29 protein-coding genes and 1 pseudogene are annotated in these 14,722 nt (G+C 56.1%); all 30 read left to right on the forward strand.

Features of this window, described 5'->3' with window-relative positions:
- Positions 1-118, forward strand: a pseudogene (locus EPN80_RS13695) (elongation factor Tu); the annotation flags it as partial.
- 113 nt (positions 119-231) lie between these two features.
- Positions 232-543: a 30S ribosomal protein S10 gene (rpsJ, locus tag EPN80_RS13700; RefSeq protein WP_006998489.1), complete on the forward strand. Its 312-nt coding sequence runs from the start codon at positions 232-234 to the stop codon at positions 541-543.
- Between the two features lie 142 nt (positions 544-685).
- A complete protein-coding gene (rplC, locus tag EPN80_RS13705) occupies positions 686-1,348 on the forward strand; it encodes a 50S ribosomal protein L3 (RefSeq protein ID WP_293028183.1) in 663 nt (220 codons plus the stop codon).
- A 2-nt stretch (positions 1,349-1,350) separates the two neighbouring features.
- Complete coding sequence (gene rplD / locus EPN80_RS13710) at positions 1,351-1,971, forward strand: 50S ribosomal protein L4 (RefSeq protein WP_293028186.1); 621 nt, start codon at positions 1,351-1,353, stop codon at positions 1,969-1,971.
- Complete coding sequence (gene rplW, locus EPN80_RS13715; RefSeq protein WP_047215728.1) at positions 1,968-2,282, forward strand: 50S ribosomal protein L23; 315 nt, start codon at positions 1,968-1,970, stop codon at positions 2,280-2,282. The genes rplD and rplW overlap by 4 nt, the downstream gene beginning before the upstream one ends.
- Before the next feature lies 1 nt (position 2,283).
- A complete protein-coding gene (rplB, locus tag EPN80_RS13720; RefSeq protein ID WP_293028191.1) occupies positions 2,284-3,111 on the forward strand; it encodes a 50S ribosomal protein L2 in 828 nt (275 codons plus the stop codon).
- Positions 3,112-3,121: 10 nt separating this feature from the next.
- Positions 3,122-3,397: a 30S ribosomal protein S19 gene (gene rpsS, locus EPN80_RS13725; protein WP_293028193.1), complete on the forward strand. Its 276-nt coding sequence runs from the start codon at positions 3,122-3,124 to the stop codon at positions 3,395-3,397.
- Between the two features lie 9 nt (positions 3,398-3,406).
- Positions 3,407-3,736 carry a 50S ribosomal protein L22 gene (gene rplV, locus EPN80_RS13730; RefSeq protein ID WP_293028195.1) on the forward strand — a complete coding sequence of 110 codons (330 nt, stop codon included), beginning with the start codon at positions 3,407-3,409 and terminating at the stop codon, positions 3,734-3,736.
- A gap of 9 nt (positions 3,737-3,745) precedes the next feature.
- Positions 3,746-4,543 carry a 30S ribosomal protein S3 gene (gene rpsC / locus EPN80_RS13735; RefSeq protein ID WP_293028198.1) on the forward strand — a complete coding sequence of 266 codons (798 nt, stop codon included), beginning with the start codon at positions 3,746-3,748 and terminating at the stop codon, positions 4,541-4,543.
- 2 nt (positions 4,544-4,545) lie between these two features.
- Positions 4,546-4,962 (forward strand): 50S ribosomal protein L16, encoded by a 417-nt coding sequence (gene rplP / locus EPN80_RS13740; protein WP_047215733.1) that lies wholly within the window; start codon positions 4,546-4,548, stop codon positions 4,960-4,962.
- Positions 4,963-4,976: 14 nt separating this feature from the next.
- Positions 4,977-5,171, forward strand: a complete 195-nt coding sequence (gene rpmC, locus EPN80_RS13745; RefSeq protein WP_293028201.1) for a 50S ribosomal protein L29 — start codon at positions 4,977-4,979, stop codon at positions 5,169-5,171.
- The gene (gene rpsQ / locus EPN80_RS13750) at positions 5,168-5,440 is read left to right on the forward strand and encodes a 30S ribosomal protein S17 (protein ID WP_293028204.1); all 273 of its coding nucleotides are present in this window, start codon (positions 5,168-5,170) and stop codon (positions 5,438-5,440) included. The genes rpmC and rpsQ overlap by 4 nt, the downstream gene beginning before the upstream one ends.
- A 233-nt stretch (positions 5,441-5,673) precedes the next feature.
- Positions 5,674-6,042 carry a 50S ribosomal protein L14 gene (gene rplN, locus EPN80_RS13755; protein ID WP_047215736.1) on the forward strand — a complete coding sequence of 123 codons (369 nt, stop codon included), beginning with the start codon at positions 5,674-5,676 and terminating at the stop codon, positions 6,040-6,042.
- Between the two features lie 9 nt (positions 6,043-6,051).
- Entirely contained in the window at positions 6,052-6,360 is a 309-nt protein-coding gene (gene rplX / locus EPN80_RS13760) for a 50S ribosomal protein L24 (protein WP_293028207.1), read from the forward strand.
- Between the two features lie 18 nt (positions 6,361-6,378).
- A complete protein-coding gene (gene rplE / locus EPN80_RS13765) occupies positions 6,379-6,918 on the forward strand; it encodes a 50S ribosomal protein L5 (RefSeq protein ID WP_293028210.1) in 540 nt (179 codons plus the stop codon).
- A 7-nt stretch (positions 6,919-6,925) separates the two neighbouring features.
- On the forward strand, positions 6,926-7,231 hold the full coding sequence (gene rpsN, locus EPN80_RS13770) for a 30S ribosomal protein S14 (RefSeq protein WP_047215739.1): 306 nt from the start codon (positions 6,926-6,928) through the stop codon (positions 7,229-7,231).
- A gap of 13 nt (positions 7,232-7,244) precedes the next feature.
- Complete coding sequence (rpsH, locus tag EPN80_RS13775; RefSeq protein WP_293028213.1) at positions 7,245-7,640, forward strand: 30S ribosomal protein S8; 396 nt, start codon at positions 7,245-7,247, stop codon at positions 7,638-7,640.
- Positions 7,641-7,662: 22 nt separating this feature from the next.
- Positions 7,663-8,196: a 50S ribosomal protein L6 gene (gene rplF, locus EPN80_RS13780; protein WP_293028216.1), complete on the forward strand. Its 534-nt coding sequence runs from the start codon at positions 7,663-7,665 to the stop codon at positions 8,194-8,196.
- Positions 8,197-8,207: 11 nt separating this feature from the next.
- Positions 8,208-8,573 (forward strand): 50S ribosomal protein L18, encoded by a 366-nt coding sequence (gene rplR / locus EPN80_RS13785; protein ID WP_293028219.1) that lies wholly within the window; start codon positions 8,208-8,210, stop codon positions 8,571-8,573.
- A 13-nt stretch (positions 8,574-8,586) separates the two neighbouring features.
- Complete coding sequence (rpsE, locus tag EPN80_RS13790) at positions 8,587-9,105, forward strand: 30S ribosomal protein S5 (RefSeq protein ID WP_293028221.1); 519 nt, start codon at positions 8,587-8,589, stop codon at positions 9,103-9,105.
- A gap of 14 nt (positions 9,106-9,119) precedes the next feature.
- On the forward strand, positions 9,120-9,302 hold the full coding sequence (gene rpmD / locus EPN80_RS13795) for a 50S ribosomal protein L30 (protein WP_293028224.1): 183 nt from the start codon (positions 9,120-9,122) through the stop codon (positions 9,300-9,302).
- Positions 9,303-9,324: 22 nt separating this feature from the next.
- Positions 9,325-9,759 carry a 50S ribosomal protein L15 gene (gene rplO / locus EPN80_RS13800; protein ID WP_293028226.1) on the forward strand — a complete coding sequence of 145 codons (435 nt, stop codon included), beginning with the start codon at positions 9,325-9,327 and terminating at the stop codon, positions 9,757-9,759.
- A gap of 26 nt (positions 9,760-9,785) precedes the next feature.
- Positions 9,786-11,123: a preprotein translocase subunit SecY gene (gene secY / locus EPN80_RS13805; RefSeq protein WP_293028228.1), complete on the forward strand. Its 1,338-nt coding sequence runs from the start codon at positions 9,786-9,788 to the stop codon at positions 11,121-11,123.
- A gap of 8 nt (positions 11,124-11,131) precedes the next feature.
- Positions 11,132-11,350 carry a translation initiation factor IF-1 gene (gene infA, locus EPN80_RS13810; RefSeq protein WP_047215746.1) on the forward strand — a complete coding sequence of 73 codons (219 nt, stop codon included), beginning with the start codon at positions 11,132-11,134 and terminating at the stop codon, positions 11,348-11,350.
- Between the two features lie 18 nt (positions 11,351-11,368).
- Positions 11,369-11,485, forward strand: a complete 117-nt coding sequence (gene rpmJ / locus EPN80_RS13815) for a 50S ribosomal protein L36 (protein WP_072628576.1) — start codon at positions 11,369-11,371, stop codon at positions 11,483-11,485.
- A gap of 34 nt (positions 11,486-11,519) precedes the next feature.
- A complete protein-coding gene (gene rpsM, locus EPN80_RS13820; protein WP_293028233.1) occupies positions 11,520-11,885 on the forward strand; it encodes a 30S ribosomal protein S13 in 366 nt (121 codons plus the stop codon).
- Between the two features lie 24 nt (positions 11,886-11,909).
- Entirely contained in the window at positions 11,910-12,314 is a 405-nt protein-coding gene (gene rpsK / locus EPN80_RS13825; RefSeq protein WP_047215748.1) for a 30S ribosomal protein S11, read from the forward strand.
- A gap of 128 nt (positions 12,315-12,442) precedes the next feature.
- Positions 12,443-13,066, forward strand: a complete 624-nt coding sequence (gene rpsD / locus EPN80_RS13830; RefSeq protein ID WP_293028236.1) for a 30S ribosomal protein S4 — start codon at positions 12,443-12,445, stop codon at positions 13,064-13,066.
- A gap of 102 nt (positions 13,067-13,168) precedes the next feature.
- The gene (gene rpoA, locus EPN80_RS13835) at positions 13,169-14,146 is read left to right on the forward strand and encodes a DNA-directed RNA polymerase subunit alpha (RefSeq protein WP_293028536.1); all 978 of its coding nucleotides are present in this window, start codon (positions 13,169-13,171) and stop codon (positions 14,144-14,146) included.
- Between the two features lie 145 nt (positions 14,147-14,291).
- A complete protein-coding gene (gene rplQ, locus EPN80_RS13840) occupies positions 14,292-14,681 on the forward strand; it encodes a 50S ribosomal protein L17 (protein WP_047215751.1) in 390 nt (129 codons plus the stop codon).
- The last annotated feature ends 41 nt before the right edge of the window (positions 14,682-14,722 follow it).

The raw sequence follows: 14,722 nt of genomic DNA on the forward strand, positions 1-14,722 counted from the left end.
CGTGGCCATTACGGTCAAGTTGATTGCGCCGATCGCGATGGAAGAGGGCCTGCGCTTCGCCATCCGTGAGGGTGGCCGCACCGTCGGCGCCGGCGTCGTCGCTAAAGTGATCGAGTAAAAGAGGAATGCGAGCCGGGCGCGACGGTCGCGCCCGGTCAGTCTGCCGTTCTTTGTTAAAACCCGGCGAACCCTCCATTCACCATGGGTCGCCTCGCTCTTTAGAGGAAAATCATGCAGAACCAAAAAATTCGCATTCGCCTGAAAGCGTTCGACTATCGCCTTATCGACCAATCCGCGGCGGAAATCGTCGATACCGCAAAGCGGACTGGCGCCATTGTGCGTGGTCCCGTGCCGCTGCCGACTCGCATTCAGCGTTTCGACATTCTGCGTTCTCCGCACGTCAACAAAACGTCCCGCGACCAGCTGGAAATTCGTACTCACCAGCGTCTGATGGACATCGTTGACCCGACCGACAAGACGGTCGACGCGTTGATGAAACTCGATTTGCCTGCCGGCGTTGATGTCGAAATCAAGCTGCAATAAACGAAATCGTGCGGCTTGTCAAATGCTGAGAATGCTTTTATAATACTCAGCTTTTCGTGTGTATCAAAGAGTTGGGGCGCGTCTGCGGCCCGATCTTTTGTCATTTAGCCCCGGCCAATCGCAGTCGGGAATGGAGAAAATCATGAGCCTTGGACTTGTCGGTCGCAAGGTTGGTATGACCCGTATTTTTACGGATGACGGCGATTCGATTCCCGTCACCGTTTTGGACGTGTCGGACAACCGCGTAACGCAAATCAAGACAAACGAAACGGATGGCTACAGCGCCGTCCAGGTGGCTTTCGGCAAGCGCCGTGCTTCGCGCGTTGCCAAGTCGATCGCCGGGCATCTGGCGAAAGCCGGTGTCGAAGCCGGCGAGATCCTCAAGGAATTTCGCCTCGATGCCGCCAAGGCCGCTGAGCTGCAGCCGGGCTCGATCGTCGGCGTCGAGTTGTTCGAAGTCGGGCAAAAAGTAGACGTGCAGGGCGTGACGATCGGTAAGGGGTATGCCGGTACCATCAAGCGCTACAACTTTGCTTCGGGGCGCGCCAGTCACGGTAACTCCCGTTCGCACAACGTGCCGGGTTCCATTGGTATGGCGCAGGATCCGGGCCGTGTTTTTCCCGGCAAGCGTATGACCGGCCATCTCGGTGACGTGACCCGCACCGCGCAAAATCTCGAAATCGCACGCATCGATGCCGATCGCAAGCTGTTGCTCGTCAAGGGTGCCGTTCCCGGCGCCAAGGATGGCAAGGTGTTTGTGACCCCGGCAGTGAAGGCGCGCGCCAAGACTGAGAAGGGAGCATAACGATGGAACTGAAGCTCCTCAATGAGCAGGGCAAAGAAGGCGCGGGTTTTGCTGCGTCGGACGTCGTTTTCGGGCGTGACTACAATGAAGCGCTGATCCATCAGGTCGTTATCGCCTATCAGGCCAACGCCCGCAGCGGAAACCGCGCCCAGAAGGATCGCGAACAAGTCAAGCACACAACCCATAAGCCGTGGCGTCAAAAAGGAACGGGCCGTGCCCGTGCCGGTATGACTTCCAGCCCGCTGTGGCGCGGGGGTGGTCGAATTTTCCCAAATTCGCCCGAAGAGAATTTCAGCCACAAGGTCAACAAGAAGATGTATCGCGCAGGCGTCTGCTCGATTCTGTCGCAGTTGGCGCGCGAAGGCCGTCTGAGTGTCGTGGACGACCTCAAGATCGAGGCGCCGAAAACTAAGTTGCTGGCGCAGAAATTCAAGACCATGGGGTTGGATTCGGTGTTGTTGATCACCGATAGCGTCGATGAGAATTTGTATCTCGCCTCGCGCAATCTCCCCAACGTCGCGGTTCTGGAACCGCGTCATGCCGATCCACTATCTCTGATTCACTACAAGAAAGTGTTGGTGACCAAGGGTGCGATCGCCAAAATCGAGGAGATGCTGTCATGACCGACGTTCGCAAAAACGATCATCGTTTGATGCAGGTCCTGCTCGCGCCGGTAATCTCCGAAAAGGCGACCCTGGTGGCGGACAAGAACGAGCAAGTGGTTTTTCAGGTTGCGCGCGACGCCAACAAACAGGAAGTCAAGGCTGCAGTTGAGTTGCTGTTCAAGGTTGAAGTCGAATCCGTGCAGATTCTGAACCGCAAGGGCAAACAGAAGCGCTTTGGCCGTTTCATGGGGCGTCGCGACAATGCAAAGAAAGCATATGTCAGCCTGAAGCCGGGGCAGGAAATCAATTTTGAAGCGGAGGCCAAGTAATATGGCACTCGTCAAAACCAAACCCACCTCACCGGGCCGTCGTGCGCTGGTCAAGGTGGTCAATAAAGATCTCCACAAGGGTAAGCCCTTTGCGGGTTTGCTCGACAAAAAGAGCAAAACTGCTGGCCGCAATAACAATGGTCACATCACCACGCGCCATATGGGCGGCGGTCATAAGCAGCATTATCGCGTGATCGATTTCCGTCGCAACAAGGACGGAGTGCCGGCAAAGGTGGAGCGCGTCGAATACGATCCCAATCGTAGCGCCAATATTGCTCTGCTTTGCTATGCCGACGGCGAACGTCGCTACATCATTGCGCCACGTGGATTGGCTGTCGGCCAGCAACTGATGAGCGGCTCGCAGGCGCCCATTAAAGCGGGCAATACGCTGCCGATCCGGAATATTCCGGTGGGTACCACGATCCACTGCATCGAGATGCTGCCTGGCAAGGGCGCGCAAATTGCGCGCGCTGCAGGTGTTTCCGCGATGCTTCTGGCGCGTGAGGGAACCTACGCTCAAGTTCGGCTTCGTTCTGGCGAAATTCGCCGTGTTCATATTGAGTGCCGTGCCACCATCGGTGAAGTGGGCAACGAGGAACACAGTCTGCGTCAGATCGGCAAGGCGGGCGCCAATCGTTGGCGCGGCATCCGCCCGACAGTCCGTGGTGTTGCCATGAACCCGATCGATCACCCGCACGGTGGTGGTGAGGGTCGCACGGCGGCGGGTCGCCATCCAGTGAGCCCGTGGGGTACGCAGACCAAGGGTTATCGTACTCGCAGCAACAAGCGCACCACGACGATGATCGTGCAGCGCCGTAACAAGCGTTAAGGGGTAAGCTATGGCACGTTCAATTAAGAAGGGCCCGTTCTGCGACGCGCATTTGCTGAAAAAAGTCGAAGCGGCGCAAGCGACGCGCGACAAGAAGCCGATCAAGACGTGGTCGCGTCGTTCCACCGTTCTGCCTGAATTCATCGGGCATACCATTGCCGTTCACAACGGCCGCCAGCACGTTCCGGTTTACATCTCGGAAAATATGGTTGGTCACAAGCTGGGTGAGTTTGCGCTCACCCGTACCTTCAAAGGCCATGCGGCCGATAAGAAGGCGAAGAAATAAGGGGCGATCATGGAAGTGAAAGCAATACATCGTGGCGCTCGTATTTCGGCGCAAAAGACGCGTCTGGTTGCAGATCAGATCCGTGGTCTGCCCCTGGAGCGCGCGTTGAATATCCTGTCGTTTTCGCCGAAGAAGGCTGCAGGCATTGTTAAGAAGGTGGTTGAGTCGGCCATCGCGAATGCCGAGCATAACGAAGGTGCCGACATTGACGAGTTGCGCGTCAAGGGCATTCACGTCGACAAAGCGACTTCACTCAAGCGATTCACTGCGCGCGCCAAAGGCCGCGGAAATCGCATCGAGAAACAAACCTGTCACATTACTGTGACGCTGGGCAATTAAGGGGTCACGATGGGACAGAAAATTCATCCGACTGGCTTCCGTCTGGCAGTCAGCCGTAATTGGGCCTCTCGGTGGTACGCGAACAATACGCAATTCGCGAAAATGCTGAAAGAGGATATTGGCGTTCGCGAGTTTCTGAAGAAGAAGCTGAAAAACGCGTCTGTCGGGAGAGTGCTCATCGAGCGCCCTGCCCGTAACGCGCGTATCACGATTTTCAGTTCGCGTCCTGGCGTGGTCATCGGCAAGAAGGGCGAGGATATCGAAATCCTCAAAACCGAATTGCAGAAGCGCATGGGCGTGCCGGTGCACGTCAACATCGAGGAAATTCGTAAGCCCGAAATCGATGCCCAGTTGATCGCGGATTCGATCGCGCAGCGGCTGGAGCGACGCATCATGTTCCGCCGTGCGATGAAGCGAGCCATGCAAAACGCTATGCGGCTTGGGGCGCAAGGCATCAAGATCATGAGTTCCGGTCGTTTGAACGGCATTGAAATCGCGCGAACCGAATGGTATCGCGAGGGGCGAGTACCGCTCCACACGTTGCGGGCTGACATCGATTACGCGACATCGGAGGCGCAAACCACCTACGGCGCTATCGGGATCAAGGTTTGGGTTTACAAGGGCGATACTCTCGGCCGCAATGATGCGCCGGTGGTGGAAGAACCCGCGGAAGACAAACGCCCTCGTCGTAATGCGCGTCCTGGGGATCGTCGAGGCCGTGGTGCCCCTGATGATCGTGCGGGCGTCAAGCGCGTACGCAAGGCAGGCGGCAAGCCGGCCGACAGCGACGCCAAGGCTGGAGAATAAAGATGCTGCAACCGAAACGCAGAAAATATCGTAAAGAACAGAAAGGCCGTAACACTGGTGTGGCCACGCGTGGCAATGCCGTGTCGTTTGGTGAATATGGCTTGAAGGCGGTAGGGCGCGGGCGATTGACTGCGCGCCAAATCGAGTCTGCTCGTCGTGCCATGACTCGTCACATCAAGCGCGGTGGTCGTATCTGGATCAGGATTTTCCCGGACAAGCCGATTTCCCAAAAACCCGCCGAAGTTCGTATGGGTAACGGTAAGGGCAATCCGGAATACTATGTGGCTGAAATTCAGCCGGGTAAAATGCTGTACGAAATGGATGGTGTCAATGAAGAGTTGGCGCGCGAGGCTTTTCGCCTTGCGGCAGCTAAACTGCCTATCGCCACCGTTTTCGTCGCTCGCCAGATCGGCGCCTGAGTGAGGGATTTGAAATGAAAGCATCCGAACTACGTGATAAGGATTCCGCAGCTCTGAACAAGGAGCTGTCGGATCTGCTGAAAGCGCAATTCGGTCTGCGCATGCAACTGGCCACGCAACAGTTGAGCAACACCAGCCAATTGCAAAATGTGCGTCGGGATATCGCGCGTGTGCGTACCGTGTTGAATGAGAAGGCGAGCCAAAAATGAACGATACCGCAAAGACCGCGCTGAAGCGCACCTTGGTTGGCAAGGTGGTGAGCAGCAAAATGGACAAGACGGTGACCGTGTTGGTGGAGCGCCAGGTGAAGCATCCCTTGTACGGGAAGTACGTCGTGCGCTCGAAGAAGTATCACGCCCACGACGAGACAAATCAGTACAAGGAAGGCGACACGGTGGAAATCGAGGAAACTCGCCCTATTTCCAGGACGAAAGCGTGGACTGTTTCGCGCCTGCTTGAAAGTGCCCGTATCATTTAATGCGCCCTTTTAACGCTTGCAAGTCCGCGATCTTCGATGTATAATCACGGACTTTCCACTTTCTGAGTAAATTCTCTTTTGCTCATTCTGTGGGGGTTGCTTGGTTTTTCGGCCCGGCAGCCCAGTGAAAGTGGTTCCTCTTGATCGATTCAACCCAAGCGACGCTGAGTAAGCGTTGACGGGGCCAAGACTGACCGGTGCGATGCACTGGATTAAGTTGGGAAGATAACACCATGATTCAGACTGAAACCCGGCTCGATGTAGCCGACAATACCGGTGCTCGTGAAGTGATGTGTATCAAGGTATTGGGCGGCTCGAAGCGTCGCTACGCTGGTATTGGCGATGTCATTAAGGTCACCGTCAAGGATGCGGCCCCGCGTGGTCGCGTCAAAAAGGGCGAAATTTATAACGCGGTCGTTGTGCGCACCGCGAAAGGCGTTCGTCGCCAGGACGGCTCGCTCGTCAAATTCGATGGCAACGCCGCCGTTTTGTTGAACAACAAGCTTGAGCCGATTGGCACTCGCATCTTCGGGCCGGTGACGCGTGAGTTGCGTACCGAGCGCTTTATGAAGATCGTGTCGTTGGCGCCTGAGGTTCTGTAAGGGGTCGCCATGAATAAGATTCGTAAAGGTGACGTGGTCATCGTTTTGACCGGCAAAGACAAGAGCAAGCGCGGCACCGTTCTGAGTGTTGACGGCGACCGCCTGGTCGTTGAAGGCATCAATCTGGTCAAAAAGCACGTCAAACCGAACCCGATGAAGGGTACAACGGGTGGCGTTGTGGACAAGGCGATGCCGCTCCATATTTCGAATGTTGCGTTGGTGGATGCTAACGGCAAGCCTTCGCGCGTTGGGATCAAGGTCGAGGGTGGCGAGAAGGTGCGCTTCCTCAAGACGACCGGCGCGGTCGTCGGTGCCTAGGCGCAAGGAGTATAACGAATGACTCGTTTGCAAGAGATCTACAAAGACAAGATCGTCGCTGAACTGGTGAAGCAGTTTGGCTACAAGTCGATCATGGAAGTGCCGCGCATCACCAAGATCACCCTCAACATGGGCTTGGGCGAGGCGGTCGCCGACAAGAAGGTCATCGAGAACGCCACCGGTGACCTGACCAAAATCGCTGGTCAGAAACCAGTTGTGACGAAGGCTCGCAAGGCAATTGCAGGGTTCAAGATTCGTCAGGGCTATCCGATCGGCTGCATGGTGACTTTGCGCGGTCAGCGCATGTATGAGTTCCTGGATCGTTTCATCACGGTCTCGCTGCCGCGGGTGCGAGATTTCCGGGGTATCTCGGGTCGTGCGTTTGACGGTCGCGGCAACTACAACATCGGGGTAAAAGAACAGATTATTTTCCCCGAGATCGAGTACGACAAAATTGATGCTCTGCGTGGTCTGAATATCAGCATTACCACGACAGCAAAAACCGACGAAGAGGCCAAGGCGCTTCTGTCGGCATTTAAATTTCCGTTCAGAAACTGAGGTTATCGTGGCTAAACTGGCACTGATCGAACGCGAGAAGAAGCGCGCCCGTTTGGCGCAGAAATATTCTGCCAAGCGCGCCGCCCTCAAGGCAATCATCGAAGATACCAGCAAGTCGGAAGAAGAGCGTTACGCAGCGCGTCTGGAAATCCAGCAGTTGCCGCGCAACGCCAATCCTACTCGGCAACGCAATCGTTGCGATTTGACTGGCCGTCCGCGCGGAACTTTCCGTAAGTTCGGTCTGGCGCGTAACAAGATCCGTGAAATTGCCTTCAGAGGCGAAATTCCGGGTGTCACCAAAGCAAGCTGGTAATAGGAGAAGCAATATGAGTATGAGTGATCCTATCGCCGACATGCTGACCCGCATTCGCAATGCCCAAGCGGTTGAAAAAGTGTCGGTGGCTATGCCTTCCTCGAAATTGAAGGTGTCGATCGCAAAGGTGTTGAAGGACGAAGGCTATATCGACGACTACGCGGTCAAGGAAGACGGCGCGAAATTGGAGCTTAACATTTCGCTCAAGTATTACGCCGGCCGTCCCGTTATCGAACGTCTGGAAAGAGTTTCCCGGCCCGGGTTGCGCGTATATAAGAATCGCAATGACATTCCCCAGGTCATGAATGGACTGGGTGTTGCAATTGTGTCGACCCCGAAAGGTGTGATGACCGATCGCAAAGCGCGCGCCACTGGCGTGGGCGGCGAAGTCATCTGCTACGTCGCGTAATTGCCCGTTAGGAGAGTGAAGCATGTCTCGTGTAGGTAAAAGTCCTATCGTTCTCCCAAAGGGCGCGGAAGTCACCCTCGGAGAGGGCGAGTTGACGGTCAAGGGCCCGTTGGGCACGTTGGTCCAGGCCATTCACGGCTTGGTCCGCGTCAAGAACGAAAACGGTTCGCTGATGTTCGAGCCCGCAGACGATGGTCGCGAAGCCAACGCCCTTTCTGGGACCATGCGTGCGCTGGTCGCCAATATGGTGAAGGGCGTGACGCAAGGTTTCGAGAAGAAGCTTAACCTGGTTGGCGTGGGTTATCGCGCTCAGGCTCAGGGCAATGCGCTGAAATTGCAACTGGGGTTTTCTCACGACGTGATCCATGCGATGCCCGAAGGCATCAAGGCTGAGACACCGTCACAAACCGAGATCATCATCAAAGGCGTTGATAAGCAGCGCGTTGGTCAGGTTGCTGCGGAAGTGCGCGGCTACCGGCCTCCCGAACCCTATAAGGGCAAGGGTGTGCGCTACGCCGATGAGGTGGTGATCCTCAAGGAAACCAAGAAGAAGTGAAGGGTGCAACCATGGACAAGAAACAAGCTCGTTCGCGCCGTGCTCGCCAGACTCGTATCAAGTTGGCAGAGCTCAAGGTGCATCGTCTCTCAGTGCATCGCACCAACCTGCACATTTACGCACAGGTGTTTTCGCCTTGCGGCACGAAAGTGCTGGCGAGCGCCTCGACTGTCGAGTTGGATGTACGCAAAGAGCTGGCAGGGAAAGAGGGCAAGGGTGGCAACGTCGCCGCAGCCGAACTGATCGGACGCCGTATCGCCGAAAAGGCGAAGGCCGCTGGCGTGGAAAGCGTTGCTTTCGATCGCGCCGGTTTTCGCTATCACGGCCGTGTGAAGGCGCTTGCTGATGCCGCGCGCGATGCCGGCCTCAAGTTTTAAGTAAGGATTCGTCATGGCAAAGATGCAAGCGAAAGTTCAGGCTGACGAACGTGATGACGGCCTTCGCGAGAAAATGATCTCGGTCAATCGCGTGACCAAGGTGGTGAAAGGTGGCCGGATTCTCGGGTTCGCCGCGCTGACCGTGGTTGGCGATGGCGACGGACGTATCGGCATGGGCAAGGGTAAGGCGAAGGAAGTCCCCGTTGCCGTGCAAAAAGCGATGGAACAGGCTCGCCGTAACATGTTCAAAGTGCCCCTGAAGAACGGTACTCTGCAGCATGAAATCAGCGGTCGTCACGGTGCGTCGAAGGTATTGTTGGCACCGGCCAAGGATGGTACCGGCGTCATCGCCGGTGGTCCGATGCGGGCTGTTTTCGACGTCATGGGCGTGACGAACGTGGTGGCCAAGAGCTTCGGCTCGACCAACCCCTACAACTTGGTTCGAGCGACGCTTGATGGTTTGAGCAAGCAGTCAACGCCATCTGACATTGCCGCCAAGCGCGGTAAGTCGGTTGAAGAGATTTTGGGCTAAACCGGGTGGGCACCATGTCGCAAAATACCATCAAAGTACAATTGATCCGGAGCCTTATCGGTACTCGCGAGTCGCATCGCGCTACGGTTCGTGGCCTGGGTCTGCGCCGCCTCAATTCAGTCAGTGAGTTGCAAGATACACCTGCTGTGCGAGGCATGATCAACAAGGTGTCGTACCTGGTGAAGGTCGTTGGCTGACTCACGAGGGAGCGAGGGTAATATGGAATTGAATTCGTTGAAGCCTGCTGCAGGTGCCAAACACGCGAAACGGCGAGTTGGCCGTGGCATTGGGTCTGGTCTGGGCAAAACCGCAGGCCGTGGGCACAAAGGCCAGAAATCGCGCGCAGGCGGCTTCCATAAGGTTGGATTCGAGGGGGGGCAAATGCCTCTGCAACGGCGTTTGCCCAAGCGCGGGTTCACGTCGTTGACGCGCGCGTTTGTCGGTGAGGTGCGCCTTTCCGACATCGAGAAGTTGCCGGTCGACGAGATCGATTTGTTGGTCCTCAAGCAGGCGGGAGTTGTCGGCGAGCTCTGTCAAAGCGCGAAGGTGGTTGCCTCTGGCGAATTGACGCGCAAAATCTCGCTCAAGGGTTTGGGGGCGACGAAAGGTGCGCGAGCAGCGATTGAAGCGGCTGGCGGATCGATTGCGGCTTAACTGTATAGGTTTATACGGAGCCATCCTTGGCCAAGACTTCTAACCAAGCGAAAGGTAGCACTCAAGGTCCGAAATATACCGATTTGCGTCGGCGGCTGGTTTTCCTGCTGCTGGCGCTGACGGTCTATCGTATTGGGGCGCACATTCCTGTGCCCGGTATCGACCCGGACCAACTGGCGCAGCTTTTTCAGCGGCAGCAGGGCGGCATCCTGGGCATGTTCAACATGTTCTCGGGCGGGGCCTTGTCCCGTTTCACGATTTTCGCGTTGGGGATCATGCCGTATATTTCGGCGTCGATCATCATGCAGTTGTTGGCGATGGTGTCTCCGCAGCTAGAAGCGCTGCGTAAGGAAGGACAGGCAGGGCAGCGCAAGATCACGCAGTACACCCGTTACTTCACGGTAGGCCTCGCCCTGTTCCAGGCGCTTGCGATAGCCGTCACGCTCGAGAGCCAGCCCGGGTTGGTAGTGGATCCCGGCTTGATGTTCCGGCTGACGACGGTCATTACCCTGGTTACCGGGACGATGTTTCTGATGTGGTTGGGTGAACAGATTACCGAGCGTGGCTTGGGCAACGGCATATCGTTGATTATTTTCGCCGGTATCGCCGCAGGACTACCGAATGCCATTGGCGGTTTGTTCGAGCTGGTTCGTACCGGCTCCATCGGCATCTTTTCGGCCATCGTCATCTGCGTGCTTGTGGTTGCCGTAACGTACTTCGTTGTATTTGTCGAAAGAGGCCAGCGCAAAATTCTGGTCAACTATGCCAAGCGGCAAGTCGGAAACAAGTTGTACGGCGGTCAGGCATCGCATTTGCCGCTTAAGTTGAACATGGCTGGGGTGATTCCGCCCATCTTCGCGTCGTCGATCATCTTGTTCCCGGCGACGATTGCCAACTGGTTTAGCGCAAGCGGTAGCATGCGTTGGTTGAAAGATGTCGCCAGCAAATTGTCGCCCGGGCAGCCGATTTACGTGATGCTCTATGCCTTGGCCATTGTGTTTTTCTGCTTTTTCTACACTGCGCTGGTCTTTAACAGCAAGGAAACGGCAGATAACCTGAAGAAGAGCGGCGCATTTGTTCCCGGCATACGTCCCGGCGATCAAACGGCAAGATACATCGATAAGATTTTGACCCGTCTTACGCTCGCTGGTGCTTTATACGTTGTCCTGGTTTGTTTGCTGCCCGAATTTCTCGTGCTGCGCTGGAACGTGCCGTTTTATTTTGGTGGTACTTCGTTGTTGATTATCGTTGTCGTGACAATGGATTTCATGGCACAAGTGCAGTCTTACGTGATGTCGCAACAATATGAATCTCTGCTCCGGAAGGCGAACTTCAAGGGCGGTGGCAATATGACGCTCCGGTAAGCATAAGCATGGCGAAAGACGACGTAATACAGATGCAGGGCGAGGTTGTGGAGAACCTGCCCAACGCCACGTTCCGGGTCAAACTGGAAAATGGCCACGTGGTACTCGGGCATATTTCCGGCAAGATGCGCATGCACTACATTCGCATTTTACCGGGTGATAAAGTCACGGTGGAATTGACGCCCTACGATCTTTCGCGGGCGCGGATCGTGTTTAGGGCGCGGTGATTAAAAGAGGGAATTGTCATGAAAGTGTTGGCATCAGTTAAGCGCATTTGCCGCAACTGCAAAATCGTCAAGCGCAATGGTGTGGTGCGAGTGATCTGCAGCTCGGACCCGCGCCATAAACAGCGTCAGGGTTGACCGCATTTAACGCTATATAGTTGGGGAATTACGAATGGCTCGTATCGCAGGGGTGAACATCCCAAACCACCAGCATACCGAAATCGGTCTGACCGCTATTTACGGTGTTGGTCGTACGCGTGCTCGTCAGATTTGTGACGCAGCAGGCGTGGCGTATTCAAAGAAGGTCAAAGACCTGGATGACGCTGATCTCGAGAAGCTGCGTGAGCAAGTGGGGCTGCTCACCGTGGAAGGTGATCTTCGTCGTGAGGTAACGATGAGCATCAAGCGCCTGATGGATCTGGGGTGCTACCGAGGTGTGCGTCATCGCAAGGGCTTACCCGTCCGCGGACAGCGTACGCGCACCAATGCGCGCACGCGGAAGGGTCCGCGTAAGGCCGGCGTTTCGTTGAAGAAGTAACGTTGAAGAGACACAGGAACAGGAATGGCTAAAGCACCTAACAATGCTGCATCGCAGCGCGTGCGCAAGAAAGTCAAAAAGAACGTGGCTGAGGGCGTGGTCCACGTGCACGCGTCGTTTAATAACACGATCATTACCATTACTGACCGTCAAGGTAATGCATTGGCATGGGCGACGTCTGGTGGCCAAGGCTTTAAAGGATCGCGGAAGTCCACCCCGTTTGCAGCACAGGTTGCCGCTGAATCAGCTGGCCGGGTGGCGCTCGAGTATGGCGTCAAGAACCTCGAAGTGCGTATCAAGGGCCCGGGCCCGGGACGCGAGTCCGCTGTGCGCGCGCTGAATGCCCTCGGCATCAAGATCACGGCGATCTCGGATGTGACCCCGGTCCCGCACAATGGCTGCCGTCCGCCTAAGCGCCGCCGGATCTGAGTTCTGCTAGAATACTTGGCTGCGTTTAATTTTTATCGTTTTCACCCATAAGCCCACCGTCTGACGCCTTGGCGAGCAGACTAGCGCAGCGGATTTCTCCGCTGCGTGAGTTTTTTTAAGGAACTACCGTGGCACGTTACACAGGCCCCAAGGCCAAACTCTCGCGTCGCGAGGGAACCGACCTCTTTTTGAAGAGCGCCCGTCGCTCGCTGTCCGACAAATGCAAGCTCGACAGCAAACCCGGCCAACACGGCCGTACGTCTGGCGCCCGTACGTCGGATTACGGGAACCAGTTGCGCGAAAAGCAGAAGGTCAAGCGCATTTACGGTGTGTTGGAGCGCCAGTTCCGCCGTTATTTTGCGGCTGCTGAACGCCGCCGCGGAAACACTGGTGAGAATTTGCTGCAATTGCTGGAGTCGCGTCTCGACACCGTTGTATATCGGATGGGGTTTGGTTCCACCCGTGCCGAGGCACGCCAATTGGTTGGACACAAAGCCATTACCATCAACGGTGAGGTCGCCAACATTCCGTCGATGCAGGTCAAGGCTGGTGATGTTGTGGCGGTGCGTGAGAAAGCGCGCAAGCAAACGCGTATTCAGGAAGCTCTGTCGCTTGCCGAGCAGATCGGGTTTCCGATTTGGGTGGCGGTAGACGCGAAGAAGATGGAAGGTACCTTTAAGCAATTGCCGGAACGCAGCGATATCGCAGGCGATATCAATGAAAGCCTGATTGTCGAGTTGTACTCGCGTTAATCGAGCACAGGCGCGCCGGTTTGGCGTGCCTGGCGCTTCGTGCAGGTTGTCAGCCGTCAGCCTTATCGGTGTAACGAGCCGAGGGTATTGAAAAGGAAACCTATGCAAACCAGTTTGTTGAAACCCAAGATCATTGCGGTTGAGCCGATCGGTGAACATCACGCCAAAGTCGTGATGGAGCCCTTCGAACGCGGTTACGGCCACACCTTGGGGAACGCGTTGCGCCGCGTGCTTTTGTCTTCGATGGTCGGTTATGCGCCTACCGAGGTCACGATTGCCGGTGTGGTGCACGAATATTCCACTATCGACGGCGTGCAAGAGGACGTAGTCAATTTCCTGTTGAACCTGAAGGGTGCGGTATTCAAGCTGCACAATCGCGACGAAGTGACCGTCGCATTGCGCAAGGAAGGTGAAGGCGTAGTGCGCGCCGGCGATATCGAAGTGCCCCATGATGTCGAGATCATCAACCCTGATCATGTGATCGCTCACCTGGCAAAGGGTGGCAAGCTCGACGTTCAGATCAAGGTGGAACGCGGTCGTGGCTATGTGCCGGGGAATGTGCGCCGCTACGGTGACGACAGTGCCAAGATCATCGGGCGTATCGTGCTGGACGCTTCGTTCTCACCCGTGCAGCGTGTTAGCTACGCAGTCGAAAGCGCGCGCGTCGAACAGCGCACCGACCTGGACAAGTTGGTCATGAATATTGAAACCAACGGCGTTGTTTCGCCGGAGGAAGCGATTCGCCAATCTGCCCGGATCCTGGTCGATCAGTTGTCGGTATTCGCTGCACTGGAAGGTACCGAGGCCGCCAGCGAAGCGCCGTCGCGTGCGCCGCAAATCGATCCGATTCTGTTGCGTCCGGTCGATGCTCTCGAGTTGACCGTCCGCTCGGCCAATTGCCTGAAGGCGGAAAACATTTACTACATTGGCGATCTGATCCAACGCACCGAGAACGAGTTGCTTAAAACGCCGAATCTCGGTCGGAAGTCGCTCAATGAAATCAAGGAAGTGCTCGCCTCGCGTGGCCTGACCTTGGGGATGAAGCTTGAAAATTGGCCGCCTGCAGGATTGGAAAAATAGTCCTGCCGGCATCTGGCCGGGATATAGCGATATACCCGGCCAATTGATTGAAGCACTTGTACTACCGGCCCGCGCACGACACGATTTGCTGTCGAAGCGATAGAAGAGCTGGCGAAAAACTGCTGTTATACAAAGGAATCGAAAAATGCGTCACCGTCATGGTTTGCGTAAGCTCAACCGTACCAGCAGCCACCGTCTGGCAATGCTGCGTAACATGTCTAATTCTTTGATCGCCCATGAAGCGATCAAGACGACCCTGCCGAAAGCCAAAGAACTGCGCAAAGTCGTCGAGCCGCTGATCACGCTCGGCAAGAAGCCGTCGCTGGCCAATCGCCGGCTGGCGTTCAACCGTTTGCGTGACCGCGATTCGGTTGCGAAGCTGTTCGATGAACTGGGCCCGCGTTATGCGAATCGTCCAGGCGGCTACCTGCGCATCCTGAAGTTCGGGTTCCGTGTCGGCGACAATGCACCGATGGCATTGGTCGAACTGGTTGATCGCCCGGAAGTTCAGGAAGAAGCTGCCGCCGAAGAATAAGCGGACGACTCCGAGCAGTTGCAACAAGGTCATCAAAGAGC

It is taken from the genome of Pandoraea sp. (genome assembly GCF_004297875.1).
Classification (GTDB): domain Bacteria; phylum Pseudomonadota; class Gammaproteobacteria; order Burkholderiales; family Burkholderiaceae; genus Pandoraea.

Excerpts from the sequence above, each read along its gene's own strand:
- rpoA (WP_293028536.1), top strand. The coding sequence starts at position 13,169 with ATGCAAACCAGTTTGTTGAAACCCAAGATCATTGCGGTTGAGCCGATC.
- rpsC (WP_293028198.1), top strand. The coding sequence starts at position 3,746 with ATGGGACAGAAAATTCATCCGACTGGCTTCCGTCTGGCAGTCAGCCGT.
- rplC (WP_293028183.1), top strand. The coding sequence starts at position 686 with ATGAGCCTTGGACTTGTCGGTCGCAAGGTTGGTATGACCCGTATTTTT.
- rpsE (WP_293028221.1), top strand. The coding sequence starts at position 8,587 with ATGGCAAAGATGCAAGCGAAAGTTCAGGCTGACGAACGTGATGACGGC.
- rplB (WP_293028191.1), top strand. The coding sequence starts at position 2,284 with ATGGCACTCGTCAAAACCAAACCCACCTCACCGGGCCGTCGTGCGCTG.
- rplP (WP_047215733.1), top strand. The coding sequence starts at position 4,546 with ATGCTGCAACCGAAACGCAGAAAATATCGTAAAGAACAGAAAGGCCGT.
- rpsK (WP_047215748.1), top strand. The coding sequence starts at position 11,910 with ATGGCTAAAGCACCTAACAATGCTGCATCGCAGCGCGTGCGCAAGAAA.
- infA (WP_047215746.1), top strand. The coding sequence starts at position 11,132 with ATGGCGAAAGACGACGTAATACAGATGCAGGGCGAGGTTGTGGAGAAC.
- rpsS (WP_293028193.1), top strand. The coding sequence starts at position 3,122 with ATGGCACGTTCAATTAAGAAGGGCCCGTTCTGCGACGCGCATTTGCTG.
- rplO (WP_293028226.1), top strand. The coding sequence starts at position 9,325 with ATGGAATTGAATTCGTTGAAGCCTGCTGCAGGTGCCAAACACGCGAAA.
- rplN (WP_047215736.1), top strand. The coding sequence starts at position 5,674 with ATGATTCAGACTGAAACCCGGCTCGATGTAGCCGACAATACCGGTGCT.
- rplW (WP_047215728.1), top strand. The coding sequence starts at position 1,968 with ATGACCGACGTTCGCAAAAACGATCATCGTTTGATGCAGGTCCTGCTC.
- rplE (WP_293028210.1), top strand. The coding sequence starts at position 6,379 with ATGACTCGTTTGCAAGAGATCTACAAAGACAAGATCGTCGCTGAACTG.
- rplD (WP_293028186.1), top strand. The coding sequence starts at position 1,351 with ATGGAACTGAAGCTCCTCAATGAGCAGGGCAAAGAAGGCGCGGGTTTT.
- rplX (WP_293028207.1), top strand. The coding sequence starts at position 6,052 with ATGAATAAGATTCGTAAAGGTGACGTGGTCATCGTTTTGACCGGCAAA.
- rplQ (WP_047215751.1), top strand. The coding sequence starts at position 14,292 with ATGCGTCACCGTCATGGTTTGCGTAAGCTCAACCGTACCAGCAGCCAC.
- rpsQ (WP_293028204.1), top strand. The coding sequence starts at position 5,168 with ATGAACGATACCGCAAAGACCGCGCTGAAGCGCACCTTGGTTGGCAAG.
- rpsJ (WP_006998489.1), top strand. The coding sequence starts at position 232 with ATGCAGAACCAAAAAATTCGCATTCGCCTGAAAGCGTTCGACTATCGC.
- rplV (WP_293028195.1), top strand. The coding sequence starts at position 3,407 with ATGGAAGTGAAAGCAATACATCGTGGCGCTCGTATTTCGGCGCAAAAG.
- rpsM (WP_293028233.1), top strand. The coding sequence starts at position 11,520 with ATGGCTCGTATCGCAGGGGTGAACATCCCAAACCACCAGCATACCGAA.
- rplF (WP_293028216.1), top strand. The coding sequence starts at position 7,663 with ATGTCTCGTGTAGGTAAAAGTCCTATCGTTCTCCCAAAGGGCGCGGAA.
- rplR (WP_293028219.1), top strand. The coding sequence starts at position 8,208 with ATGGACAAGAAACAAGCTCGTTCGCGCCGTGCTCGCCAGACTCGTATC.
- rpmJ (WP_072628576.1), top strand. The coding sequence starts at position 11,369 with ATGAAAGTGTTGGCATCAGTTAAGCGCATTTGCCGCAACTGCAAAATC.
- rpmC (WP_293028201.1), top strand. The coding sequence starts at position 4,977 with ATGAAAGCATCCGAACTACGTGATAAGGATTCCGCAGCTCTGAACAAG.
- rpsH (WP_293028213.1), top strand. The coding sequence starts at position 7,245 with ATGAGTATGAGTGATCCTATCGCCGACATGCTGACCCGCATTCGCAAT.
- rpmD (WP_293028224.1), top strand. The coding sequence starts at position 9,120 with ATGTCGCAAAATACCATCAAAGTACAATTGATCCGGAGCCTTATCGGT.